At 71.9% G+C, this 25,258-nt stretch carries 19 protein-coding genes and 1 pseudogene; 9 read left to right on the forward strand and 11 right to left on the reverse strand.

Features of this window, described 5'->3' with window-relative positions; all coding sequences use genetic code 11:
• Position 1: 1 nt before the first annotated feature.
• Entirely contained in the window at positions 2 to 466 is a 465-nt protein-coding gene (locus BJ999_RS12870; RefSeq protein ID WP_179833510.1) for an RrF2 family transcriptional regulator, read from the reverse strand.
• A 104-nt stretch (positions 467 to 570) separates the two neighbouring features.
• Here BJ999_RS12870 and BJ999_RS12875 point away from each other — a divergent pair, with 104 nt between their 5' ends.
• A complete protein-coding gene (locus BJ999_RS12875; protein ID WP_179833511.1) occupies positions 571 to 954 on the forward strand; it encodes a tautomerase family protein in 384 nt (127 codons plus the stop codon).
• A 532-nt stretch (positions 955 to 1,486) separates the two neighbouring features.
• Here BJ999_RS12875 and BJ999_RS12880 read toward each other — a convergent pair.
• From BJ999_RS12880 to BJ999_RS12895, 4 genes are read right to left on the reverse strand one after another with little or no spacing between them, the layout of a single operon-like run.
• On the reverse strand, positions 1,487 to 2,944 hold the full coding sequence (locus BJ999_RS12880) for a glycoside hydrolase family 3 protein (protein ID WP_229809873.1): 1,458 nt from the start codon (positions 2,942 to 2,944) through the stop codon (positions 1,487 to 1,489).
• Complete coding sequence (locus tag BJ999_RS12885) at positions 2,941 to 3,780, reverse strand: carbohydrate ABC transporter permease (protein WP_179833512.1); 840 nt, start codon at positions 3,778 to 3,780, stop codon at positions 2,941 to 2,943. The genes BJ999_RS12880 and BJ999_RS12885 overlap by 4 nt, the downstream gene beginning before the upstream one ends.
• A complete protein-coding gene (locus tag BJ999_RS12890; RefSeq protein ID WP_179833513.1) occupies positions 3,777 to 4,748 on the reverse strand; it encodes a carbohydrate ABC transporter permease in 972 nt (323 codons plus the stop codon). Before BJ999_RS12890 ends, BJ999_RS12885 begins: the two co-directional genes overlap by 4 nt.
• Positions 4,749 to 4,770: 22 nt before the next feature.
• Positions 4,771 to 6,033 carry an extracellular solute-binding protein gene (locus BJ999_RS12895; protein WP_218935750.1) on the reverse strand — a complete coding sequence of 421 codons (1,263 nt, stop codon included), beginning with the start codon at positions 6,031 to 6,033 and terminating at the stop codon, positions 4,771 to 4,773.
• Positions 6,034 to 6,296: 263 nt separating this feature from the next.
• Here BJ999_RS12895 and BJ999_RS12900 point away from each other — a divergent pair, with 263 nt between their 5' ends.
• A complete protein-coding gene (locus BJ999_RS12900) occupies positions 6,297 to 7,520 on the forward strand; it encodes an ROK family transcriptional regulator (RefSeq protein WP_179833515.1) in 1,224 nt (407 codons plus the stop codon).
• 78 nt (positions 7,521 to 7,598) lie between these two features.
• Here the strand turns inward: BJ999_RS12900 and BJ999_RS42930 are convergent, their stop codons facing one another.
• A complete protein-coding gene (locus BJ999_RS42930) occupies positions 7,599 to 7,733 on the reverse strand; it encodes a hypothetical protein (protein WP_268247744.1) in 135 nt (44 codons plus the stop codon).
• Positions 7,734 to 7,967: 234 nt separating this feature from the next.
• Here BJ999_RS42930 and secA2 point away from each other — a divergent pair, with 234 nt between their 5' ends.
• A complete protein-coding gene (secA2, locus tag BJ999_RS12905; RefSeq protein ID WP_179838512.1) occupies positions 7,968 to 10,301 on the forward strand; it encodes an accessory Sec system translocase SecA2 in 2,334 nt (777 codons plus the stop codon).
• On the opposite strand, the gene BJ999_RS12910 is transcribed toward secA2, so the two are convergent.
• On the reverse strand, positions 10,282 to 10,854 hold the full coding sequence (locus BJ999_RS12910; RefSeq protein WP_179833516.1) for a TetR/AcrR family transcriptional regulator: 573 nt from the start codon (positions 10,852 to 10,854) through the stop codon (positions 10,282 to 10,284). The genes secA2 and BJ999_RS12910 overlap by 20 nt on opposite strands.
• Positions 10,855 to 10,990: 136 nt before the next feature.
• Between BJ999_RS12910 and BJ999_RS12915 the strand changes: the two are divergent.
• Positions 10,991 to 11,728 (forward strand): annotated as a pseudogene (locus BJ999_RS12915) (DMT family transporter); the annotation flags it as partial.
• A 77-nt stretch (positions 11,729 to 11,805) separates the two neighbouring features.
• Here the strand turns inward: BJ999_RS12915 and BJ999_RS12920 are convergent.
• A complete protein-coding gene (locus BJ999_RS12920) occupies positions 11,806 to 16,455 on the reverse strand; it encodes an Lhr family helicase (RefSeq protein WP_179833517.1) in 4,650 nt (1,549 codons plus the stop codon).
• Between the two features lie 227 nt (positions 16,456 to 16,682).
• On the opposite strand from BJ999_RS12920, the gene BJ999_RS12925 reads away from it, so the two are divergent.
• Positions 16,683 to 17,960 carry an alpha/beta hydrolase gene (locus BJ999_RS12925; protein ID WP_179833518.1) on the forward strand — a complete coding sequence of 426 codons (1,278 nt, stop codon included), beginning with the start codon at positions 16,683 to 16,685 and terminating at the stop codon, positions 17,958 to 17,960.
• A gap of 10 nt (positions 17,961 to 17,970) precedes the next feature.
• Positions 17,971 to 18,165: a DUF3046 domain-containing protein gene (locus BJ999_RS12930; protein ID WP_179833519.1), complete on the forward strand. Its 195-nt coding sequence runs from the start codon at positions 17,971 to 17,973 to the stop codon at positions 18,163 to 18,165.
• A gap of 8 nt (positions 18,166 to 18,173) precedes the next feature.
• Here BJ999_RS12930 and BJ999_RS12935 read toward each other — a convergent pair whose 3' ends face one another.
• From BJ999_RS12935 to BJ999_RS12945, 3 genes are all read right to left on the reverse strand, one after another.
• Positions 18,174 to 19,331 (reverse strand): glutathionylspermidine synthase family protein, encoded by a 1,158-nt coding sequence (locus tag BJ999_RS12935; RefSeq protein WP_179833520.1) that lies wholly within the window; start codon positions 19,329 to 19,331, stop codon positions 18,174 to 18,176.
• Positions 19,332 to 19,334: 3 nt separating this feature from the next.
• Positions 19,335 to 19,586 carry a hypothetical protein gene (locus BJ999_RS12940; RefSeq protein WP_229809874.1) on the reverse strand — a complete coding sequence of 84 codons (252 nt, stop codon included), beginning with the start codon at positions 19,584 to 19,586 and terminating at the stop codon, positions 19,335 to 19,337.
• A gap of 226 nt (positions 19,587 to 19,812) precedes the next feature.
• Positions 19,813 to 20,682 (reverse strand): ATP-grasp domain-containing protein, encoded by an 870-nt coding sequence (locus tag BJ999_RS12945; protein ID WP_179833521.1) that lies wholly within the window; start codon positions 20,680 to 20,682, stop codon positions 19,813 to 19,815.
• A 243-nt stretch (positions 20,683 to 20,925) separates the two neighbouring features.
• Here BJ999_RS12945 and recA point away from each other — a divergent pair, with 243 nt between their 5' ends.
• From recA to rny, 3 genes are all read left to right on the forward strand, one after another.
• Positions 20,926 to 22,044 carry a recombinase RecA gene (gene recA / locus BJ999_RS12950; RefSeq protein WP_179833522.1) on the forward strand — a complete coding sequence of 373 codons (1,119 nt, stop codon included), beginning with the start codon at positions 20,926 to 20,928 and terminating at the stop codon, positions 22,042 to 22,044.
• Positions 22,045 to 22,204: 160 nt separating this feature from the next.
• Positions 22,205 to 22,723: a regulatory protein RecX gene (locus BJ999_RS12955; RefSeq protein WP_179833523.1), complete on the forward strand. Its 519-nt coding sequence runs from the start codon at positions 22,205 to 22,207 to the stop codon at positions 22,721 to 22,723.
• Positions 22,724 to 23,578: 855 nt separating this feature from the next.
• Positions 23,579 to 25,150, forward strand: a complete 1,572-nt coding sequence (gene rny, locus BJ999_RS12960; RefSeq protein ID WP_179833524.1) for a ribonuclease Y — start codon at positions 23,579 to 23,581, stop codon at positions 25,148 to 25,150.
• Positions 25,151 to 25,258 lie beyond the last annotated feature (108 nt).

Here is a 25,258-nt window from a genome sequence, read left to right on the forward strand (position 1 = left end):
GTCAGATCAGGGAGGGGCTTTCCCAGGCGGACGGGTCCTCGGTCAGCTTCTGGACGGCCGCCGGCAGTTCCCCGGCGGCTATGTGCGCGAGCGTGACCTGCTCCAGGATCGACCGCTCGCTGGCGCGCAGCGCGATCCACACCTCCTGCAGGGACCGCGCGGGCCCCTCGTACCCGACGTGCTCGGGCCGCTCGCCCCGCACGCCGAGCAGCGGCCCGTCGATGGCGCGAATGATGTCGGCCAGCGAGATCCGCTCGGCCGGGCGTGCCAGCCAGTAGCCGCCTTCGGGTCCCCGCTGGCTCCGGACGAGCCCGGACCGGCGCAGCTGGCCGAGGATGTTCTCCAGGAATTTGGGCGGTATCTGCTGGGCCTCGGCGAGTTGGACCGCGGTCACCGGATGACTCCCGGCGACCGCCAGCTCGGCGGAGGCGCGCAGCGCGTAGTCGACCCGGGCGGACAATCGCATATTCGCATTATCCCTTGCCGATAGGACCACTTCGGTTCCCCTCCCGGCCAAGAAGATGTACCTACTAGTATGTACGAAGCCGACCCGAAGGGACACGAGATCCGATGCCGCTGGTCCGCATAGACGCCCTCCGGATGCCCCCTCCCCAGTTGGAAGCACTAGGAGACGCGGTGCACCAGGCCCTCATGGACTCGATCGGTTTCCCCGCCGACGACCGCTTCCAGATCCTGACAAGCCACGACGGCACGACCGGCACGCTTCGCCACGGCACGTACCTGGACATCCCCCGCGACGACGGCATCGTCTACATCGACATCACCATGCGCGCCGGCCGCACCGCGGACCAGAAGAAGGACCTCTACGAACGCGTATGCGCCCTAGCCCACGAGCGCGCCGACGTGGCCCCCCACAACGTCTTCATAGTCATCCACGAGAACACCCCGGCAGACTGGTCCTTCGGCCACGGCCAGGCCCAGTACCTCCCGTAGCCGGCGACCCGCCAGGCCCCAAGCACGACGCACCGCCGGAACCGGGCTCTTGTCCAGCGGTGCGCCGTGGGTCTCAATCGCCAACCCGCCCCCTCAGCCGCCGCGCCCCGGGCCCCCGCGCGACAACCGAGACGATCGCGATCACGTCCAAAGGCAGCTTCGAGCGAAGCGAGAACCAGCGCGGCGAGCGTTGCCCGCCAACCGGCACCCACTTCTGCAGCTACCTCAGCCGCGACCGCAACCCCGCGACGACCTCAATGGTCGCGATCGCGTCCAACTGCAGTCTTCGAGCGAAGCGAGAACCAGCGCGGCGAGCGTTGCCCGCCAACTGGCACTCGCTACTGCAGCTACCTCAGCCGCGACCGCAACCCTGCGACGACCTCAATGGTCGCGATCGCGTCCGAAGGCAGGTTCGAGCGAAGCAAGAACCTGATCGCGCAGCGAGCCGCAAGGCGAGCCGGAGCGATGCCGGCGATCGCCCGCTTTTATCGACGATGGAGGGCCGCCAGGCCCGAAGGAGGAGAAAAAGCAATCAACACAACCCCAGGAGTTCGGCGGCGGCTTGGGCGTTGGCGGCGGCGGCGCCGTAGGTGGCCAGGTAGACGGCTGAGCGGGGGCGCCAGACGGGGAGGCCCATTTCCACGACGACGGTGTCGGGGCGGGCGGTGAGCAGGGCCGTGGTGAGGGCGCGCTGGCCGGCGTGCCGGTGGGCGTCGCGGAGGACGATGACGAGCCCGCGGCCCTTGGCACGGTCCAAGACACGTTCCGCCGTCCCGTCCGCGCCGTCGGCCTGGACGGCGTCGGGCGCCCACGGGTGCAGGCCCCAGGGTGTCGGGCCGACCGCGATGTTGCCGGTCGTCTCGGTCTCGACGATCAGGGGCGCCCCGTTCCAGCCGGGCAGCGCGCCGGTCACGCGGACGGCGCGGCGGGCGGCCTCCAGCCCGGCGGGCCGGTCGACGGCGGCGGGGCTGTGCCCGGCGAGCCATTCCCTGAGCAGGCGGGTGCGCTCGGCCGCGTCCGCCAGCCTGGCGAGCGGGAGGCGCCCGGTCCGGACGGCCTCGTCGATCGCGGCGAGGGTGGCCTCGACGGTCTCGGCGTGCTCGCGGGGACCGAGGCACAGCAGGTCGGCGCCCGCGATGAGGGCCCGCACGGACGCCTCCGGGATGCCGATCGCGCCGCTCGCGCCCTCCATGTCGAGCGCATCGGTGACGATCACGCCCTGGTAGCCGAGTCGCTCGCGGAGCAGCCCGGTGATCGCCTCCTGGGAGAGGGTGGCCGGCGCCCCGCGGGTGATGGCGGGCAGGTTGAGGTGCCCGGTCATCACCGCGCGGGTGCCGGCCGCGATCGCCGCCCGGAACGGGACCAGCTCGCGGCGGTCCAGCAGGTCCAGGTCGGCGTCGACGAGCGGGATCCCGAGGTGGGAGTCGTCCACGGTCGCGCCGTGGCCGGGGAAGTGCTTGGCGCAGGCGGCGACGCCCGCCTCCTGCGTGCCGGTCACGGCGGCGGCTGCGTGCCGCGCGACCAGCGCGGGGTCCGAGCCGAACGAGCGGGTGCCGATGACCGGGTTGTCGTCGGCGGTGTTGACGTCGACCGACGGCGCGAAGTTGAAGTTGACGCCGACCTCGGCCAGTTCGGCGCCGAGCGAGCGGTAGATGCGGCGGGTGAGTTCGGGGTCGTCGACGGCGCCGAGCGCGGCGTTGCCCGGGTAGGGGCTGCCGGTCGCGTGGCCGCCGAGGCGGGTGACGTCGCCGCCCTCCTCGTCGATCGTGATGAAGGGGTCGCCGGCCTTGCGCATCTGCGCGGTGAGCGCGGCCAGCGACTCAGGGCTCGGGACGTTCCCGGTGAGCGCGAACAGCGTGACGCCGCCGAGGCCGACCTCCATCTCGTCCAGGACCCAGCGGGGCGCGGTCGCGCCGGGGAAGGACGGGAGCAGCGTGCCGCGTGCGAGCCGGGCGATCTCCGCCGTGGTCGCGATGTCGTCGGTCGTCACCCCTTCACCGCCCCGGCGGTGAGCCCGGACACCATGCGGCGCTGGACGATCAGGAAGAAGGCGATGACGGGAATGGTGAGCAGCGTCGACGCTGCCATGATGGGCCCCCAGGCGTTGCCGCTGCGGCCGAAGAAGAACTGCAGCATGATCGGCAGGGTGTACTTGGTCTGGTCGTCCAGGAACGTGAACGCGAAGATGAACTCGTTCCAGGCGGTGATGAAGGAGAAGATGCTGGTCGCCACCAGGCCGGGAGCGACGAGCGGGAGCATGACGCGCAAGAACGTCCGGACCGGGCCCGCGCCGTCGATGGCGGCGGCCTCCTCCAGTTCGCGCGGCACGGCGGCGACGAAGCCGCGCAGCATCCAGATCGCGAACGGGACGGCGAAGCCGATGTAGACGATCACGAGGCCGGCCAGGCTGTTCAGCAGGTCCAGTTGCTTCAGGTCGAGGAACAGGGGGATGACCAGCGCCTCGCACGGGACCATCTGGACCACCAGCAGCATGATCAGGAACGTGGTGCGGAAGCGGAACCGGAAGCGGGCGACGGCGATCGCGGCCATCAGCGAGAGCAGCCCCGACACGAGGACGGTGACGAGCGCCAGGATCGCGCTGTTGCGGAAGTACTCCCAGAAGGAGACCTCGGCGATGCCGCCGTTCAGCACCAGGTCGAAGTGCTCCAGCGTCGGATGGGACGGCAGCGGCTTCGGCGTCGTGCTGAAGATCTCGGTGTTGGGCTTGAAGGCGGTGGAGGCCATCCAGAAGACGGGGAACACCGCGATCAGGAAGACCAGCAGACCCGTCCCGTTCAGCAGCAGTCTGCGCGACAGGCGCCTCATCGGGTCTCCCCCTGACGAACCATGACCCGCACGTACAGGGCGGTGACGATGAGCAGGATGAGCGTGAGCACGAGCGCGATCGCCGAGCCCATGCCGAGTTTCGGATTGAGCGAGCCGAACGCCTCGGAGTAGCCGTACAGCGACAGGTTGAACGCGTCGCGGTTGGCCATCCCGGCCATGATGAACAGCTGCGTGAAGACCTTGAAGTCCCAGATGATCGACATGACGACCAGCACGAGGAAGATCGGCTTGAGCATGGGGTAGGTGAGGCTCCAGAACGTCCGCCACGGTCCGGAGCCGTCCACCCGGGCGGCCTCGTACAGCTCGCCGGGAACGCTCTTCAGCCCGGCCAGCACGGACACCGCGACGAACGGGCAGGCCTGCCAGACGACGCACACGGTGAGGACGGTGTAGGTGGACAGCGGCGTGGCGAACCAGTTGTAGTCGCTCCAGCCGCCGCCGACGAGGAAGTCCGGCAGCAGGTCCAGGCACCAGTTGACCAGGCCGCCGGTGGTGCCGAACAGCCAGCTGAAGATGATCGCCGCGGTGACCGGCGGGGTCGCCCAGGCGACCATCACGCCACCGGCGACGAAGCTCGACATCCGCTTGCCGAGCTTGTTGAGCAGCAGCCCCACCAGCGTCCCGACGACCAGGGTCAGGGACACCGCGACGACGGCGAACAGCACGGTGTGCCGGAGGGTCTGCCAGAAGAACGGATCGTTGAAGATCTTTGTGAAGTTCTCGGTCCCCACCGACTCGGCCGGCTCGCCGCGCAGCTGGCGGTTGCCGACCTTCTGGAACGACATGATCCCGATCTGGACCATGGGCCAGAACATCAGCAGGGCGATCACGACCACGGTCGGCGCGATCAGCAGGTAGGGCCCGAAGCGGGGCCTGCGGCGGGGGCGCGCCCGGCCGGACGTTCTCCGGCCGGGCGCTCTCCGCACCGCGGGAGCGGTGTCGAGCATGGACGTTCCGATCAGCCGGGTACTAGGGGTTCAGCAGCGTGTTGGCCTGCTCGTTCGCCTTCTTCATCTCCTCTTCGGCGGACTTGCCCTGCATGATCGCCTTGACCGCGTTCGGCAGCACCTTCTTGGCCTGCTCGAACTCGCCCCAGCCCGCGCTGATCGGCGGGAACTTGGTGTTGCCGGCGATCGAGGTGAAGATCTCCAGCTTGGGGTCGGAGAACTTCACGTCCGACCGCATGGAGGAGAAGCCGCTGTAGTCCGCCCAGCCCTTGGCGTTCTTGGCGTTGTTCAGGACCGTGATGTAGTCGAAGGCCGCGCCCTTGGCCTTGCTGTCGTTCCAGACCGCGAGGTCGGAGCCGCCCGCCATGACCGGGGCGTTGCCGCCGGTCTTGGTCGGGATCGGGAAGACGCCCCACTTGTCGGCGTTCTTCTCGGAGACCTTCTTCATCTCCTTGAGCGCCCAGCTGCCGTCGACGTACATGCCGAGCTTGCCGAGCGCGAAGTCGCGCTGCGGGCCCTCCAGCTCGTTCTTGCCGACGTACTTCTCGGGGGCGACCTTCTCGGTGGTGACGAGCCCGGCGTAGTACTTGACCGCCTCGACCGCCTGCGGCTGGTCGAGCTGCCCCTTGAAGCCGCCCTTGCCGTCGTCGACGGCGACCTCGCCGGCGTTGCCCCACACGAAGCTGAGCAGCGCGTTGGTCTGGTCGCTCGGGATGCCGATGCCGGGGACCTTCTTGGAGCCCTGCACCTTCTTCGCGGCGGCGGTCAGGTCCGCCCACGTCTTCGGCGGCTGGATGCCGAGCTCCTGGAACCAGTCCGTCCGGTACCAGACGCCGCGGACGCCCCCGTACCACGGCACCGCGTAGGTCTTGCCGTCCGCGGTGTCGTTGCCGAGCGCGGTCTTGTTCAGCGTCTTGCCGTCCGCCCAGCCCGTGAACTGGTCGGTGATGTCGGCCAGGCTGCCCTGCTCGATGTGGGACTGGACGTCGGTGTTGCCGAGCTCGGTGACGTCGGGCCCCTCGCCGCCGGCCGCCGCCTTCTGGAACGTCGTGGCGACCTGCGGCCACGGCACGTACTTGACCTGGACGTCGGTGTTCGGGTGCTTCTGCTTGAACTCGGCCTCGACCCCGTCGAGGAACTTGGTCTGCTCGGGCGTGCCGTCGCCCATCATCCAGACCTTCAGCTGCGCCGGGTCCTTGCCGTCGCCCGCGTCGCCGTCCTTCTTGTCGCCGCCGCAGGCCGTGGCGGCCAGGGCGATCGCGGCCGTCACGGCCGCAACCTTCATGTACTTCACTGGGGGTTCCTTTCCGGCATCGCCTCGCGCGGCCTTGTGGCCTGCGGTGCGAGTGGAGACGGCGCGGACCCTTTAGGGTCCCAGCCATGCCCCTCTCGCGTTCGCATCGCTCGCGGGCGCCCTGCTCGCCAGTCCGCGCTCTGCGGCGCGCCCCCGACCCGGGGTACCGTGCCGGTCGGCGCTTGGGCGTAAACTAACAAGAAACTTTCCTAAACAAAACTCCTCGTTAGCGGATTGAGACATCAGGGGTCAGAATGGCAAGACGCCCGGGAACGCCGAGACTGCTGCGTGAGCTCAACGACCGCGCGGCACTGGACCTGCTCGTCGGGCAGGGACCGCTCACCCGCGCGCAGATCGGCGAGCACACCGGGTTGTCGAAGGTGACCGCGTCCCAGCTGCTGTCCCGGCTGGAGGAGCGCGGGCTCGTCTCGGTGGTGGGGGAGCAGGCCGGGGGACGGGGCCCGAACGCCGCGCTCTACGCCGTCGTCCCGTCCAGCGCGTATGTCGCGGGCCTGGAGGTGGGGCCGGACGGGGTCACGGCCGGCGTCGCCGACATCACCGGGCAGATCGTCGCCCAGGTCACCGTGGACCCGAACGGCGCCGACGATCCCGTGAAGATGGTGCACAGCGCCGTCGTCAAGGCGTGCCGCTCGGCCAAGGTCGCGGTGTCGAAGCTGAGCGCGTTCGTCATCGGGACGCCCGGCGTCGTCGACCCGCGCTCCGGCGACGTCCAGTTCTCCTTCGACCTGCCCGCCTGGCACGAGGGCGTCCTCGCCGCGCTGCGCACCGACCTGCGCCGCCCCGTGATCATCGAGAACGACGTGAACCTCGCCGCGATCGCCGAGCGGGCCTACGGGGCGGCGCGCGACGCCGACGACTTCGCGCTCATGTGGTTCGACCGCGGCATGGGCCTGTCGGTGATGCTGGGCGGGCGGCTGCACCGCGGGCGGTGGGGCGGAGCGGGGGAGATCGGCTACCTGCCCGTCCCCGGGGCGCCGCTGCCGGTCGGGGACGCCCGGCGCGCCGCCCAGGACGAGGGCGTCACCGAGTCGACGACCTGGGGCATCCCCACCCTCGCCGGCGGATACGGGGCCCTGGTGGGCGCGGACGCGGTCCGCGCCCTCGCGCACGAGCACGGCTTCACCGAGCCGACCGCCGTGGACTGCGTCCGCGCGGCGGCCGACGACGAGGACCGCGGCGGGGCGTTCCTCGACGAGCTCGCCGACCGCATCTCCTACGGCGTGACCTCGGTCAACATCGTCCTGGACCCGGGGCTCGTGGTGCTGTCGGGAAGCCTCGGCCGGGCCGGCGGATGGCCGCTGGCCACCCGCATCGAGTCGATCGTCGGCCGGATCAGCCCGACCCGACCCGCCGTCGCCGTCACCGGTGTGAAGGGCGACCCCGTCCTGCGCGGCGCCCTGCACGCGGCGCTGGAGCAGGCGCGCGACGACGTCTTCTCGGCCGCGGGGGCATCGTAGGAAGGCGCGTCCGCGAAAGCGGAAGCGCCTCCGCCCGGCGGGCGGAGGCGCTTCCCGATCGCGCGGTGGTCCGTTCCCCTACTTGGCGGGCGCCGCCGCGACGGCGACCTCCGGATGACGCCGGGGGTCGTTCAGCGCGCGGTCGATGACGGTCTGGCTGATGATCTGACGCTTGCGCCGGAGAGCGGCGGCCTTGCGTGCCGTAGGTGTCATGCCGAAACCCCGTTCCGCGGTGACGCTTTCCCCTTGGCCACCGCAAACCCCGTGATGCAGCCATGCTCTCAAACGAAAGGGCTGGAGGGGATCCGCCCAAGGAATGAATTCGAGGTCAGACCACCAGCGGAGGCCCGCCCCGGACATCCGCGGGGCGGCCGCGCTGAGATCATGGGAACGCCGACTCCTGCCCGCCCGTTGGGGGAACCGTGAGTGACGAACCGAGGGGACGTCATGGCGCTGCGTGACCGGCTGCGGCGCCTCGTCCAGAAGCCCGGAAGCGTCGATCTGGCGCCGCTGCGCGCCCTGGTGGACGAGGCGGCGACGCGCGAGTCCCGCGTCCGGGAGCTGCCGGACGCGGAGCTGACCGCGGCCGCGTCCGCCCTCCGCGAGAAGGAGGACCTCGCGGAGCTGTGCGCCCTCGGCCGGGAGGCCGCGCGCCGGGCGCTGGGGGAGCGGCCCTTCGACGTGCAGCTCGTCGGGACGCTCGCACTGCTGTCCGGGCACGTCGCCGAGATGGCGACCGGCGAGGGCAAGACCCTGGCGGGCGCCCTGGCGGCGGCCGGGTACGCGCTGCGCGGCCACCGGGTCCACGTCATGTCGGTCAACGACTACCTGGCGCGGCGCGACGCCGAGTGGATGGGCCCGCTCTACGCGATGCTGGGCGTCACCGTCGGCTGGGTCGGCCAGTCGTCCACGCCCGCCGAGCGACGCGAGGCCTACCGGGCGGACGTGACGTACGCGCCGGTCAGCGAGGTCGGGTTCGATCTGCTCCGGGACCGGCTCGCCACCGGCGCCGCCGCCCGCGTGCTGCCCGAGCCGTCCGTCGCGCTGATCGACGAGGCCGACTCGGTGCTGGTGGACGAGGCCATGGTCCCGCTCGTGCTCGCGGGCGCCGACGACTCGGGCGGCGCCGACCCGCAGCACGCCGACCTGGTCCGCCGGCTGCGCCCCGGGCTGCACTACGCCACCGACGACGAGGCGCGCAACGTCCAGCTCACGGCCACCGGGGCGCGCGAGGTGGAACGCGTCCTCGGGCTCGACCTCTACGCGCCGGAGAACCTCGCCGTGCTCACCGCGGTGAACGTGGCCCTGCACGCGGAGGTCCTGCTGCACCGCGACGTGGACTACATCGTCCGGGACGGCGCGGTGAAGCTGGTCAGCGAGTCGCGGGGCCGGGTCGCCCTGCTGCAGCGCTGGCCGGACGGCCTGCAGGCGGCGGTCGAGGCGAAGGAGGCACTGGACGCCTCCCCGAGCGGGGAGATCCTCGACTCGATCACCGTGCAGGAGCTGATCGGGCGCTATCCCGTCCGGTGCGGCATGACGGGCACCGCGATGGCCGTCGCCGGGCAGCTGACCGAGTTCTACTCGCTGCGGATCGCGGTCGTCCCGCCGAACCGGCCGTGCGTTCGCGAGGACGAGCCGGACCGCCTCTACGCGACCGTCGCCGACAAGGAGGTCGCGATCGTCGAGGAGATCGCCGCCGCGCACGCCGGGGGCCGCCCGGTGCTGGTCGGGACGGGCGACGTCGCCGAGTCCGAGCGGCTCGCCCGCCGCCTGGCCCGCGCCGGGCTCGACCGGGTCGTCCTCAACGCCAAGAACGACGCCGAGGAGGCCGCGATCATCGCGGAGGCGGGCGCGCACGGCGCGATCACCGTCTCCACGCAGATGGCCGGCCGAGGCACCGACATCCGGCTGGGCGGCAGCCCCTCGCCGTCCGCACCGGGCACGGCCCCGGCGGAGCGGGACGGCACCGACCACGACCGGGTCGCGCGGGCCGGCGGCCTGCTGGTCATCGGGACGGGCCGCTACCACAGCAGCCGCCTGGACGACCAGCTCAGGGGGCGGGCAGGACGGCAGGGCGACCCCGGCGGCTCAGTGTTCTTCACCAGCCTCCAGGACGACCTCGTCACCCGCTACGCGCCGGACGAGGAGTCGAAGGCGTCCACCGGCGACGAGGGGCTCATCACCGACAAGGGCGCGCACTGGATCGTCGGCCACGCCCAGCGCGTCGCGGAGGGCGTGGACCTGGAACTGCACCGCAACACGTGGCGGTACAACCACCTGATCGGGCTCCAGCGGCGGGAGGTGCTCGCCGAGCGCGACGCCGTCCTGAACGGCGACGCCGCCGACCGGGCCATGGCGGCCGACGCCCCGGAGCGGCACGCCGAGCTCACCGCGATCGCGGGCGCGGACGCGGTGGCCGGCGCCGCGCGGCAGATCGTCCTGTACCAGCTGGACCGCTGCTGGGCCGAGCACCTGGCGTTCCTCGCCGACCTGCGCGAGGGCATCCACCTGCGGTCGCTCGGCCGCGGCCTGGACCCGCTGATCGAGTTCAACCGGGAGGCCGTCCCGGCGGGCAAGCGGCTCCTGGCCGACGCGCGGAAGCGGTCCGCGGCCGCCTTCGAGGCCCTCACCGCCTCGAAGGACGGCGTCGACCTCGACTCCGCCGGGCTGAAGCGGCCCTCGGCGACCTGGACCTACCTCGTCCACGACAACCCGTTCGGGTCCCTGGACGAGCGGGCCCTGCGCGGGCTGATCGCCATGTTCAGGGGCCGGCGGCGCTGAGCCGCCGGGGGACGAGCGCCTCGGCGGCGGCGCGGGCGGAGGCCGCCGCGTCACGGACGCCCGCGACGCTGAACGCGACGACCGCCCCCTCGTGCAGCATGAGCAGCTGGTCGGCCAGCACGCCGTCGCCCACCAGGTCCGCGTAGAGGGCGCGGACCCACGCCTTCTGCTCGGCGGCCAGCCCGTGGACGGGGTGGGACGGATCGGGCAGCTCGGCGCAGGCGTTCACCATCGAGCAGCCGCGCCCGGACTCGGTGGCCAGCCACTCTCCGAGGGCGTCGAACGTGGCGAGGACCCGGTCGCGGGCGCCCGCGACCTCGGCGAGCCGGCCGGTCGTGAAGGCGCGCCACCGCTCGTCGCGGGCCCGCAGGTAGGCCAGGATCAGCGCGTCCTTGGAGCCGAACCGGTCGTAGACGGTCTTCTTCGTGACGCCCGCCTCGGCGGCGATCAGCTCCATGCCGACCGAGCCGATGCCGCGCTCGTAGAAGAGCTCGCTCGCGACCTGGAGGACCCGCCGGGCGGCGGGGGTGAGGGGCCGGTCGTGCACGGGCATCGCGGCTCCTTCCGCAGGGTGACCTCAAGTATACATCCCGGTGTGGTTACCTTGTAGGTATACCGGTATGTATACCTAAGGGAGGATCGTGGACATCCGCCGATCGAACGCCCTGCTGGGCGCCGCGTTCGTCGTCATGTGGAGCTCCGGGTTCGTCGGCGCCGAGCTCGGCACGCGGGGCGCGCCGGCGAGCGCGCTGCTGGCCTGGCGGTTCATCATCGGTGCGGGCGTGCTCGGGATGTGGCTGCTGTGGCGGCGGCGCCGGATCCCGCCCCGGGACCTGGCCCTGCACGCCCTGATCGGGACGCTGGGACAGGTCGGCTACCTCTCCGGCGTGTTCCTCGCCGCCGAGCTCGGCGTGGTGGAGGGGATCAACAGCCTGATCACGGCGTTGCAGCCGCTCGTCGCGGTCGCGCTCGCCGGCCCCGTGCTCGGCGAGCCCGTCGGCCGCCGCCGGCTCGCCGGATTCGCCGCCGGGCTCGGCGGCGTCGCGCTCGTCGTCGGCGGCGACCTGAGCGCGGACGCTCCGGCCTGGGCGTACGCGCTTCCGTTCGCCGCGATGCTCTCCCTCGTCGGCGCCACCCTCGTGGAACGTCGCACACGCCCCTCGCTGGAGCTTCCGGAGGCCCTGGCCGTCCAGGCGGGCGTGAGCGCGGTGGTGTTCTCGGGCTTCGCCGGTGTGGACGGCTCACTGGTCCCGCCGGCCGATCCCGTGTTCTGGACGGCCATCGCCATCCTCGTCGTGCTGGCGATGTTCGGCGGCTACGGGCTGTACTGGGTCAACGTCCGGCGGACGGGTGTCGCCCGGGTGTCCGCCCTGCTCTATCTCACGCCGCCCACGACGATGCTGTGGGGCTGGCTGATGTTCGGCAGCACGCTCACCCTGCCGTCACTCCTGGGCATGCTCGTGTGCGCCGCCGCCGTGACCGTGGCCCTGCGGGCCCCGGACGGTCAGGAGCGCAGCCGCAGCCCGCGCGGCGTGGGATGGAAGCCCGCCGACTCCAGCGCGGCGGCCAGCGGGGAGTCGCTGATCGCCTCGCCGTCGGCGCGCTCCACGGTGAGCTTGCCGAGCGCCCCCTCGCGGACGGACAGGGCGAGGGCGTCGACGGCGGGTTGCAGGACGTCCGGGTCGTCGTCCCAGGTCAGGAGCGTCCGCCCGCCGCGTTCGACGTAGAGGACCAGGCGTCCCTCGACCAGCACGACGAGCGCGCCGGCCTTGCGGCCCGGCTTGTGGCCGCTGGCGACCTCGTCGGCGCGTTCCGGCCAGGGTAGGGCGGCGCCGTAGGGGTTGGCGGGGTCGGCCGCGGCCAGGACGAGCGCGCGGACCCCGGGTTTGCGGGGCGCCTCCCAGAGGGCGGAGATGTCGTCCGGTGCGGAGGCCGCCGGGCGGAGCGCGCGGAGGCGGTCGACGGCCCCCGGCAGCGCGAACTGGGCGGCTCCGAGGCCCTCGACGAAGTAGCCCCGCCGGCAACGCCCCGTCTCCTCGAACGCGCGCAGGACCGGGTAGACGGCGGAGAACCCGCCAGGGGTGCGTTCGGCCGCGACGGCGCCGCGGATGACGATGCCGTACCGCTCCAAGAGCGCCTCGGCGAGGGCGTGCGAGCGCAGGGTCGCGGTGGGCTCGCGCTCGGGGAGCGGCCACCAGCGCCCGGCGACCGTGGGCGGGCCCGTCCGGGACGGCAGGACGGGACGTCCGCGCCGCGTCGTCCGGGAGCGGTGCGTCGGCCGTCCCGACCCGAGGGCGGACCGCAGCGGGGCCAGGGTGTCGTTGGTGAGGTGGCCGGCCCAGACGAGGTCCCACACGGCGGTGACGAGGTCGGCGTCGTTCGCGTCGGCCTGCTTGTTCACGCGGTCGGACAGCGTGCGGAAGAACAACGCGCCTCCGTCACCGAGGGCGTCGAGGGCGGCCTGGTGCACGGGCGTGAGCGTGATCTCGGCCGGGGCCGGCATGAGCAGCGGGGCGGTGTCGGCGAGGTACAGCGCCACCCAGCCGTCGCCGCCCGGCAGCCCTCCCTGGCCCGCCCACACGACCTCGCCGGCCGACGTCAGCTCGTCCAGCATGGCCGGGGAGTAGCCGGGCACCCGCGACGGCAGGACCAGCGACTCCAGCGCGGACGCGGGCACCGCCGCGCCCTGCAACTGCTCGATCGCCTGGACGAGCGCGTCGATGCCCCGCAGCCGCGACCCGCCCGCGATGCCGTGCCAGGCCGGCAGGAACCGGCCGAGCGACTCCGGCGGGGACGGCTCGACCTCGGCGCGCAGGCGCGCCAGGGAACGCCGCCGCAGCATCCGCAGCACGCCGCCGTCGCACCATTCGGTCGTCAGCGGGCCCGCCACGGACCCGACCGGCAGGAACTCGCCCTCGACGACCCGGCCCGCGCCCGACAGCCGCCGCAGCGTCTCGACGACCACGGCGACGCCCAGCCCGAACCGCGCGGCGGCCTCGGCCGCCCGGAACGGCCCGTGCGTGCGCGCGTACCGGGAGACCAGGTCGCCGAGCGGGTCGTCGACCGGTTCGAGGAACGCCTCCGGGACGCCCACCGGCAGCGGCGCACCGAGCGCGTCCCGCAGGCGGCCGGCGTCCTCGATCGCCGCCCAGCGCTCCTCCCCGGCGATCCGCACCCGGATCGCCCGCCGCGTCGCCTCCAGCTCCGCCAGCCACCGCGACACCTGGACGAGCACCGCGCCCGGGACGGGATCGCCCGCTGCGGCGGCCTCTGCGTCACCGGCCGTGGCGGCGCTCTCGTCCGGTTGGGCGCCAAGGCCCGCGGGCAGTGTGCGCTCGGCGGCTTCCGCCGTGCTCAGGGGGCCGAGGGCGCGCAGGAGATCGGCGACGCCCTCCATGTCGCGCGCACGGCGGTCGGCCGCGAGGCGCTGGAGCTCGCGTTCGGTCTCGGCGACGGCGTCGGGATCGAGCAGCTCGCGCAGATCGGCCTGGCCGAGCAGTTCGGCGAGGAGCGCCGAGTCGAGCGCGAGGGCCTGGGCGCGGCGCTCCGCCAGGGGCGAGTCGCCCTCGTACATGAACGCGCCGACATAGTGGAACAGCAGGGAGCGCGCGTAGGGGGACGGCTCGGAGGTCTCCACCTCCACCATGCGGACCTTGCGTCCGGACATGTCGCGCATGAGCTGGACCAGGCCCGGGACGTCGAACACGTCCTGCAGGCACTCGCGCATGGTCTCCAGCACGATCGGGAACGACGGGTACTTGCTCGCCACCGCCAGGAGCTGCGCGGCGCGCTGGCGCTGCTGCCACAGGGGCATGCGCTTGTCGGGGCGGCGGCGGGGGAGCAGCAGCGAGCGCGCCGCGCACTCGCGGAACCGGGCGGCGAACAGCGCCGAGCCGCCCAGCTCGTCGACGACGACGCGCTCGATGTCGTCGGCGTCGAAGACGGCCAGGTCGAGGCCGGGTGGCTCGTCCATGTCCGGTATGCGGATGACGATGCCGTCGTCGGCGTGCATGGCCTGCGCGTCGACGCCGTACCGCTCGCGCAGGCGACCGGCGATGGCGAGCGCCCAGGGCGCGTGCACACGCGCGCCCAGCGGCGAGTGGACGACCATGCGCCAGTCACCGAGTTCGTCGCGGAACCGTTCGACGACCATCGTCCGGTCGTCGGGGATGTGACCGGTGGCCTCGCGCTGCTCGGTCAGGTACGAGACGAGGTTGGCGGAGGCCCAGTCGTCCAGGCCCGACGCGGTGACGCGTGCCTGCGCCTCCTGCTGGGAGAGCTCGGCCAGCTCCCGGGTGAAGGTACCGAGCGCGCGGCCCAGCTCGGCCGGACGCCCCAGCGTGTCGCCGTGCCAGAACGGCAGCTTGCCGGGCTGGCCCGGCGCGGGGGAGACGAGTACGCGGTCGGGGGTGATGTCCTCGATCCGCCATGAGCTCGCACCGAGGACGAACACGTCCCCCACGCGCGACTCGTACACCATCTCCTCGTCGAGTTCACCGACGCGCGACGTCTTCTCGCCGACGAGGAACACCCCGAACAGGCCGCGGTCGGGGATCGTCCCACCGCTGGTCACGGCGAGCCGCTGGGCGCCCGGACGGTCGCGCAGCACGCCGGTCACGCGGTCCCAGACGAGGCGGGGGCGGAGCTCGCCGAACTCGTCACTGGGGTAGCGCCCGGCGAGCATGTCCAGGGACGCCTCCAGCGCCGACCGGGGAAGCGTGGCGTAGGGGGCGGCCCGCTTGACGAGGGATTCGAGGTCGTCGACCGTCCACTCGTCCATCGAGACCATCGCGACGATCTGCTGGGCGAGGACGTCGAGGGGGTTGCGCGGGTAGCGCAGCTCCTCGATCTCGCCGCCGCGCATGCGTTCGGCCACCACGGCCGTCTGCACGAGGTCGCCCCGGTACTTGGGGAAGATGACGCCCTTGGACACGGCGCCGACCTGGTGGCCGGCGCGCCCGACCCGTTGGAGCCCGTTGGCGACCGACGGCGGCGACTCCACCTGGACGACCAGGTCCACCGCGCCCATGTCGATGCCCAGTTCCAGGCTGGACGTCGCCACGACCGCGGGCAGGCGGCCCTCCTTCAGGGCGTTCTCGATACCGGCCCGCTCCTCCTTGGAGACGGAGCCGTGGTGCGCCCTGGCGATCTCCGAGGGCGCCCCCTTGGCGGCACCCGCCTGGGCCATCGCGGCCGCGGGGGAGTGGTCCTCGGGCAGGGATTCGCCGGCCGCGCGCTCGTAGGCGAGTTCGTTCAGCCGCCCGCACAGCCTCTCGGCCAGGCGCCGGGAGTTGGCGAACACGAGCGTCGAGCGATGCGCCTGGATGAGGTCGAGCAGACGGTCTTCCACGTGGGGCCAGATGCTGCGCTGGCGGGGGTCGGCCGTCCCCGAGTCGTCGACGAACCGGCCGACCTCGCCCATGTCCTCCACCGGGACGACGATGTCGAGTTCGAACACCTTCTCCGAACGCGGCTGGACGACGGCGGCGGGCCTCGGCCCGCCCAGGAACGCCGCCACCTCGTCCGCGGGACGTACCGTCGCCGACAGGCCGATGCGCTGGGCGGGGCGTTCCAGAAGCGCGTCCAGCCGTTCGAGGGACAGCGCGAGATGCGCCCCGCGCTTGGTGCCCGCCACGGCGTGCACCTCGTCGACGATGACGGTCTCCACCCCGCGCAGCGACTCGCGCGCCCGCGAGGTGAGGATCAGGAACAGCGACTCCGGGGTCGTGATCAGGATGTCGGGCGGCCTGACGGCCAGCCGGCGGCGCTCGTCGGCCGGGGTGTCGCCCGACCGCATCCCGACGCGGACGTCCGGCTCGGGAAGGCCGAGGCGGCGCGCCGCGTGGCGGATGCCGGTCAGCGGGGCGCGCAGGTTGCGCTCGACGTCCACGGCGAGGGCCTTGAGCGGCGACACGTACAGGACGCGGCAGCGGCGCAGCGGGTCTTCGGGGAGGGTTTCGGTGCCGAGCCGGTCGAGGGACCACAGGAAGGCCGCCAGGGTCTTGCCGGACCCGGTCGGCGCCACGACCAGCGTGTTGTCGCCGCCGGCGACGGACTCCCAGGCGCCGGCCTGCGCGGGGGTGGGTGCGGCGAACGCCCCGGTGAACCAGGCGCGGGTCGCCGGGGAGAAGCGTTCGAGCACGTCACCGCCCATGGCGCCATACTGCCTCGCGGGTCGGACAGAATGCGCGGGCGTGGCGCGCGTCACATAAATGAGCGGAGCGAGCCGGGGGGGTGTGGGGGGTCGTCCCCCCACGGGAGACAGGGATGAGCGGAGCGAACGGGGGGTGTGGGGGGCGTCCTCCACATGAACTATTGTAAGCAAGCGCTTGTATGGGCATGGTGGAGCGGGCAGGCCAACGCTCCGCAAGGGAGTCATAGATGTCTTACGTCCTCCTCGCCATGGGCCTCCTGTTCGCCCTGACGGCCGCCAACGCGTACGCCCCGCGGCGCAGCCCCGTCCTCCTGGCGGCGAGCTTCTTCGTGGGCTGGCTCACGATCGAACTGGCGCCGCACGTCCTGGTCGCCTGGGCCGCCGCCACGGCCCTGCTCGCGGCCTTCGGGGGACTGGACGGCTGGGCGGGCTGGACCGGGCTCGTCCTGGCGGTCCTCGGAATCGCGGGCGTCGCGGCCACCCTCGCTGCCTCCCGCCGGACGGTGGTCACCCTGCACGACAGCGGCGCTCCCCTCGAACTGGACCCGGAGGGCGCGCCGCGCTACCCGCTCGGGCACCTGATCGTTCCCCCGCTGTGCCTGGTGCCCCGCAAGGGCGTGCGGGTCGAACGCAACGTCGTGTACCGGCAGGAGGGCCGCCTGCGCCTGAAACTGGACGTCTTCCGCCCCGCCGGCGAACGCGCGGACGGGGAGCTGCGCCCGGGGCTCATGCAGATCCACGGCGGAGCCTGGGTGATCGGCGACAAGCGCGAGCAGGGGCTGCCGCTGCTCAACCACATGGCCGTGCAGGGATGGGCCGGCTTCAACGTCAACTACCGGCTCAGCCCGCGCGCCACCTGGCCGGAGCACCTGATCGACCTGAAACACTTCGTCGCCTGGTACAAGGAGCACGCCGAGGAGTACGGGGCGGACCCCGACTTCCTCTGCGTGACCGGCGGTTCGGCCGGCGGGCACCTCACCGCGATGGTGGCGCTGACCGCGAACGTCCCCGAGTTCCAGCCGGGCTTCGAGGACGCGGACACCACCGTCCAGGGCGCGGTCCCGTTCTACGGCTTCTACAACTTCTTCGAGCCGGGCACCTTTCCTCGCCCGTTCGGCACCACCCGCCTCATGGAACGGATGGTCGTCAAGCAGCCCTTCGCGGAGAACCAGGAGACGTACGCCAAGGCGTCCCCGGTCACCTACCTCCGCGAGGACGCACCACCCTTCTTCGTCATCCACGGCAGCCGCGACTCGCTCATCCCCGCGGTCGAGGCCCGCCGGTTCGTCGAGCGGCTCCGGGAGGTCTCCGGCTCGCCAGTCCTCTATGCGGAGATGCAGGGCGCCCAGCACGGGTTCGACGTCTTCCCCTCCTACCGGACCGCCCGGGTCATCGAAGGCGTCGAACGGTACCTGACGGGTCTGCACCGCCAGTACCGCCAGGGCCGCACCCCCGAGGTCCCCGACGAGGTGACGCGGTCCTTGGGAGAACCATCCGTCGGATAGCGTGGGACACGTGCGGCTAACACTCTTCTGGGATCGGATGAACCAGCAGTTCGGCGAGCACTATGCCGAGAGCGTGGCCAAGGACTACGTCATGGCCGAACTCGGCGGCCGCACCATCGACCAGGCCCTCGCCGACGGCGAGTCCGCCAAGCAGGTCTGGCAGGCCGTCGTCGCCACCTTCGACGTCCCCGCGACCCTGCAGTAGGGGTCCCGCTACAACGGGATGCGGTGCGGGACGAACGACGACGTGTCGTCGGTGATGAGTCCGGACGTCTCCCTGATACCGATCCCGGCGGCCCCGTCGTGGACCACCCACGCGCCGAGCACGGGGTGCTCGCCGTCGAACTCCGGCAGCGCGCAGAACTCCTGGAAGACGTACCCCTCCGCGCCGTAGTCGCCCTGGGTCCGCTGCTCGGAACCGTCCGGCGTGACGATGCGCATGCTCGCGCCCTCCCGCCCGAGCAACGGCTTCTGCACATAGGACGTCAGGTTCGACGGGGTGTTGAGGTAGGTGGGCAGCAGATTGGGGTGGCCCGGGAACAGCTCCCAGAGCAGGACGAGCAGCGCCTTGTTGGAGAGCACCATCTTCCAGATCGGCTCTATCCAGGACGTGGGCGTCCCCGGGATGCTGCGCCCGAACGGCTCGGCGACGATCCACTCCCAGGGGTAGAGCTTGCAGAGCGTCCCGATCTCCCGCTCGTCGAGGTCGACGAACCGCCCGCGCGCGGCGTCCCAGCCGATGTCCTCCATGGCGATCGCCACACCCGGCAGGCCCGCCTCCTCGGCGGTCTCCTGCATGTAGGCGATCGTCATGACCTCCTCGCCGGTCTCGTCACCGGTCGTCCAGGCGAAGTGGACGGGCCCGCCGTCCACGGTGGGCGCCATCTCCTTCCAGCGCGCCACGAACCGCTCATGGATGGAGTTCCACTGGTCGTCCTCGGGATGGGTGTCCTGGAGCCAGTACCACTGGACGACGGCGCTCTCCACCAGCGCGGTCGGCGTATCGGCGTTGTACTCCAGGAGCTTGGCGGGCCCCTGGCCGTCGTAGCGCAGGTCGAACCGCCCGTACAGGTGCGGGTCGCCGCGTCGCCACGACTCCTCGATCAGGGGCGCCACCCAGTCGGGGATGCCGAGGACGTGGTAGCGACCGGTGGACACGACGTGCTCCACCACGTCCAGGCACATCCGGTGCAGTTCCTCGACGACGCCTTCTAGGGCCAGTACCTCGTCCATGTCGAAGACGTAGTGCACCGACTCGTCCCAGTACGGCCGGGTCAGATGCTCGGGGTGCGCGGTGCGGTGGAAGGCCAGGCCGTGCGCCTCGACCTTCTCCGCCCAGCCCTCACGCGGGGTGGAACGGACACGGCGCACGGGTCAGCTCCCGCCCCGGCCGCCGCCGCCGAACCCGCCCCGGCTCAGCGTCCGCCCGCCACTCGACTTGATCTTTCCCTCGGGCCGGTACTGGCTGCCGCCGGACACGAAGCCGGACCGGCTCTTCCCGCCGTAGTACCAGAAGTAGCGGCCGTAGGAGGTGGAGGACCCGCCGTCGATGTCGCCGGTGTCGCAGTTGCCGTCCGGGACGACCTTGTACCCGCCCTTGCCTTTGGCGGGCGCGTTACGGTCCACGCATCTCGCCGTCGTCGAACCGGAACCGCAGGCGACGAGGGTCAACGACAGGGCGCTCACCATCCCCACCTTCACGGCGCGGGAGCTGAGCCGGCGAGTGGGCTCCTGAGGGGGCAAGAGAGCACGTCCTTCTCACGCAGGGATCGATCGGCGGCCGAGGGCCACAGGTCATGAGACGGTGAAGACCCCGATCCGGTTCGATCACACCACATCGCCCGTGCGGACGTTATTCCGGCACGGGGAGATGCGCGTAGAGGTCCATCGCGTCCACCGACGTCGGCAGGTCGCTGACCTGGCCGTCGCCGACCTCCACGACACGCCAGGCGCCGTCCGTGCGGCGGGCCAGGTCGGTGGTGATGAACCGGCAGCCCAGCGCGCGGACGGCGGGAGCCACCGCGCCCAGATCCGGATCGAGCTCCACGCCGGGGCTGTCCGGGTGCGGGCCGACCAGCGCGGGTTCGCCGTCCACCCACCACACGCGCGCCTCGCCCTCCTCGTCGTACTGCTCGAACTCCCGTACGACGAGACCGCCGGCCAGATGGTCGTCGCGCAGCGCGACCATCTTCGCCGCGATGTCGTGCAGCTGCGCGAGGTTCTTCAGGTCGGGGACGAAGCACGCCTCCTCCCACTCGTGCTTGCACGACTTCACGTAGTCCTTGACCACACCGGGCCCGCCGCGCAGCGGCTTGACGAGCTCGCCCAGCTCGCTCAGGGGGCCGGGATCCTGGCCGGTGCCGAGAGACCGCCACACGCTGTGCGGGGTCAGCCCGGCGAACGTGTCGTGCCATCCCGGCAGCTCGTGCGCGCGGCGGTAGTCGTCCGGGTGCGTCAGGAGCACCGTTCCGCGCCGCTTCAGGGCGGCGGCCATCGCGCCGTACTCCTCCGCCGAGAGCATCCATCCGCGGTACCAGACCGGGCCCAGGTCGGAGGGCGCCGCGTCGACCGCGTCCTCGACGTCCCCGCGGCGCAGCGCGTCGTGGTCGATCAGGGCGATCTCGCCGTAGTGGTCCCGCACGGCGGCCGCCTCGCGGGCGAAGTGGGGGTCAACGCGCCGGGGATGGAGCGGATCGACGCAGAAGAGGACGGTCAGCGTCATGATTGGAACCCTCCGTCAACTCCGCCAGGTTACGGGGTCGGGACCATCGATCGCACGGAGATTCCACCGCAAATCGGTGGGCGGGACGATGATCGAACGAATGTTCGGTAAGCTGGCCCCGCCCCGCGGCGACGTCCTCGGACCGCGCCGGGGGTGAAAGTGTCGGTGGCCCGCCGTAACGTCGCCCTCGACATCGCAAGCAGCGGCCGAGAGCCGACACATCTCAACGAGAAGGACATCTCAATGGCAGCGAACGACCGGGAGAAGGCTCTCGAGACCGCACTGGCCCAGATCGAGCGGCAGTTCGGCAAGGGATCGGTCATGCGGATGGGCGAGGAGGCGCGGGCCCCCGTCGAGGTGGTCCCCACCGGCGCGATCTCCCTCGACATCGCCCTCGGCATCGGCGGCCTGCCGCGCGGCCGCGTCGTCGAGGTGTACGGCCCCGAAGGGTCCGGCAAGACCTCCATCGCGCTCCACGCCGTCGCCAGCGTCCAGAAGCAGGGCGGCATCGCCGCCTTCGTCGACGCCGAGCACGCCCTCGACCCCGAGTACGCCACCAAGCTCGGCGTCGACATCGACGCCCTGCTGGTCTCGCAGCCCGACACCGGCGAGCAGGCCCTGGAGATCACCGACATGCTGATCCGCTCCGGCGCGATCGACATCGTCGTCATCGACTCCGTCGCCGCGCTGGTGCCCCGCGCCGAGATCGAGGGCGAGATGGGCGACAGCCACGTCGGCCTCCAGGCCCGCCTCATGTCGCAGGCCCTGCGCAAGCTCACCGGGGCGATCAACCAGACCAAGACCACCGTCCTGTTCATCAACCAGCTCCGCGAGAAGGTCGGCGTCATGTTCGGCTCGCCGGAGACCACCACCGGCGGCCGCGCGCTGAAGTTCTACGCCTCCGTCCGCCTCGACGTCCGCCGCATCGAGACGCTCAAGGACGGCACCGAGGCCGTCGGCAACCGCGTCCGCGTCAAGGTCGTCAAGAACAAGATGGCCCCGCCGTTCCGCGTCGCCGACTTCGACCTCCTCTACGGCCAGGGCATCAGCCGCGAGGGCGGCCTGATCGACCTCGGCGTGGAGCACGGCTTCGTCCGCAAGTCCGGCGCCTGGTACACCTACGACGGCGACCAGCTCGGCCAGGGCAAGGAGAACGCCCGCAACTTCCTCAAGGCCAACCCCGACCTGGCCGACGGCATCGAGAAGAAGATCAAGGAGAAGCTCGGCATCGGCCCGAAGGTCGACAAGGAGGCCGAGCCCGCCGCCGCTCCGGGCGCCGCGCCCGAGCCCTCCGCCCCCGCCCCGGTCAAGGCCCCCGCCGCGAAGCGGGGTGCCAAGGCCGCCAAGGCAGGTGACTCCTGACAAGGAATCTCCTGAGACGGGTGACTCTCGACGAAGAGTGAGCGATGATCTCGTATGCAGGGCGGCGGCGCCCTACCCGGCACCGCACGACCGGTGCCCGGAACTTCCCCGACGGCGCCGCCGCTCCCACGGCTCCCGCCCCCGCGCGGACCGGCTCCCCATGACGGCCGCGCGCGAGAGCGACCCTGAGGCGAGGGCCCGCGAGATCTGCCTGCGCCTCCTGTCCTCCTCCCCCCGCACGCGGGCCCAACTGGCGGACGCCCTGCGGCGCAAGCACATCCCCGAGGACGTCGCCGAACGCGTGCTGAGCCGCTTCACCGACGTCGGCCTCATCGACGACGAGGCCTTCGCCCAGGCATGGGTCCAGTCCAGGCACGCCGGCCGAGGCCTGGCCAAGCGGGCCCTGGCCGCCGAACTCCGCCGCCGCGGCGTCCCCGGCGAGACCGTCAACGACGCGGTGGAGACCCTGGACCCCGGCCAGGAGGAGCAGACGGCCCGCGCCCTGGTCACCCGCAAGCTCCCCGCCACCCGGGGCGTCGACCCCGCCAAACGCATGCGCCGCCTGGTCGGCATGCTCGCCCGCAAGGGCTACTCGCCCTCCCTGTCCTACGGGGTGGTCAAGGAGGCCCTGGCCGAAGAGGGCGCCGATCTGGAAGACCTCCCCGCCTCGCTCGACTGACAGGCCCGCCCCTTCCTACGGGGCGGTGAAGGAAGCTCTGGCCGAAGAGGGCGCCGACCCGGGAGACCTCCCCGCTCTGCTCGACTGACCGGCACGCCCCGTCCCACCGGTGGTCAGGAGTCCCTGGCCGAGAGGGCGCCGGTCTGGAAGTCCTCCCTGCGCCGCTCGACTGACTGACCCGCCCCGTCCCACAAGGTGGTTGAGGGAAGCTCTGGCGGATGAGGACGTCGATCTGGAAGACCTCCCTATCCCGCTCACCGACTGGTCCCCTCCCACCGGTGGTCAGGAGTCCCTGGACGAGAGGCACCGACCTGAGACCATCCCGTCCCCTCGACCGAACCGTCGCGTTCGAAACGGGAAGCGGCGCCGGGGGGCCGGATCGGTGGGGTAGCAGCCGGGGGGTGGGGTGGCAATGTGGCGTTGTCGTGAGAGACGGGTGGCGACACGCCGGAGTCGCGGGGACGGCGGCCGGCGGGCGGTCGGGTCCGCGCTGTGGCGGGGGCGTGATGGTGCAGGTCGGAGCAGGGGCCGGGGGTCAGGGGAGGCGGTAAGGAAGGAGTCACGTCGACGTTCGGTTAGTCCGGAATGCCGGTCGTTTGCTTGCTCATTACCTCTGTGCCGCTTACCGTTACGGCAGTGAGGAGTTACTCCGCGTCTCGCGGATTGCCATACGACCGAGCACGTTCCAGCAGCTGAGAGGCATAAAGGACACGTTCGTCGACCGGATTCGGCCGGGTCGCCGGGGGCGCGCCGCTGCGCGGTCCCGCGATGTCGTGCATCCGCGCGCGCGAGTAAATCCTCGCTAGGCAGGGCCCCGTACTCCGGACGGGCCCGCGGCGAGGAAGGATCTGCCTCATGGAGAGCGTCCTGCTGGGTGCAGCGCTGCTGGTGACCCTGGTCGCTCTCGTGATCGTCCTGGTACGGCGTCCCGGCACGCCCGGCAGGGCCGCGGCCGAGATGGCCCGGGCGCAGGGCGAGGCGGACGAGATCAGGGCGAAGGCCGCGAAGGACGCGCGGGCCGCCCTGGACAAGGCCGAGCGGGAGGCGCAGCAGGCCACCGCCACCGGACGCGCGGAGCTCGACGAGGAAGGCCGGACCCTGCGGGACGACCTCCGCACCGTCCGGGAGGACCTGGAGCGCCGGGAGGCGCGCCTCGCGGAGCGGGAGCAGCGGCTGGACGCCGAGGTGCGCCGCCTGGAGGAGTGGCAGGGACGGCTCGCCGAGACCAAGAAGGAGCTGGAGGCCCGCGGGCGGGAGCTCGACGGCGTCGCCGACGAGCGGCGCAAGGTCCTGGAGCAGGCGGCCGGGCTGACCGCCGAGCAAGCCAAGGGCGAACTGGTCGCGGCGATCGAGAACCAGGCGAAACGGGAGTCCATCCCGATCGTGCGGGAGATCGAGAACGCGGCGAAGGCGGAGGGCGACAAGCGCGCCCGCAAGATCGTGACACTGGCGATCCAGCGGGTCGCCAGCGAGCAGACGGCCGAGTCGGTGGTGTCGGTCCTGCACCTGCCGAGCGATGAGATGAAGGGCCGCATCATCGGCCGCGAGGGGCGCAACATCCGCGCCTTCGAGACGACCACGGGCGTGAACCTCATCATCGACGACACGCCCGAGGCGGTGCTGCTGAGCTGCTTCGATCCCGTGCGGCGCGAGGTCGGGCGGCTGACGCTGGAGAAGCTCGTCCTGGACGGCCGGATCCACCCCCAGCGGATCGAGGAGATCTACGAGCGCAGCCGCAGCGACGTCGAGCAGCTGTGCGTCCGCGCCGGCGAGGACGCCCTGGTCGAGGTCGGCATCGCCGACATGCACCCGGAGCTCATCGCGCTGCTCGGGCAGCTGCGGTACCGGACGTCCTACGGGCAGAACGTGCTCAAGCACCTGATCGAGTCCGCGCACATCGCGGGCATCATGGCGGGCGAGCTGCGGCTGCCGGTGGAGGTCGCGAAGCGGTGCACGCTGCTGCACGACATCGGCAAGGCGCTCACGCACGAGGTGGAGGGCAGCCACGCGCTGATCGGCGCCGAGATCGCCCGCCGCTACGGCGAGCACGAGGACGTCGTCCACGCGATCGAGGCGCACCACAACGAGGTCGAGGTCCGGACCGTGGAGGCCGTGCTCACCCAGGCCGCCGACGCGGTGAGCGGTAGCCGGCCGGGGGCGCGCCGCGAGTCGCTGGAGGCCTACGTCAAGCGGCTGGAACGGCTGGAGGAGATCGCCCGCGACAGGCACGAGGGCGTGGAGAAGGTCTTCGCGATGCAGGCGGGCCGCGAGATCCGGGTGATGGTGAAGCCCGACGCGGTCGACGACATCCAGGCACAGGTGATCGCCCGCGACATCGCCAAGCAGGTCGAGGACGAGCTGACCTATCCCGGCCAGATCCGGGTCACCGTCGTCCGGGAGTCCCGGGCGATCGAGTTCGCCCGCTGACCGGCGTGAACGAGCGACCGGGCGGTTTATCGGGGTTCGGGGGAAATTAAGCGGTTGGTCTGGTGTTCGCAAGCTTCCGCGGTGATGATCAAGTCATTTCCAGGCGGG

The sequence above is a fragment of the Actinomadura citrea genome (assembly GCF_013409045.1).
Classification (GTDB): Bacteria; Actinomycetota; Actinomycetes; order Streptosporangiales; family Streptosporangiaceae; genus Spirillospora; species Spirillospora citrea.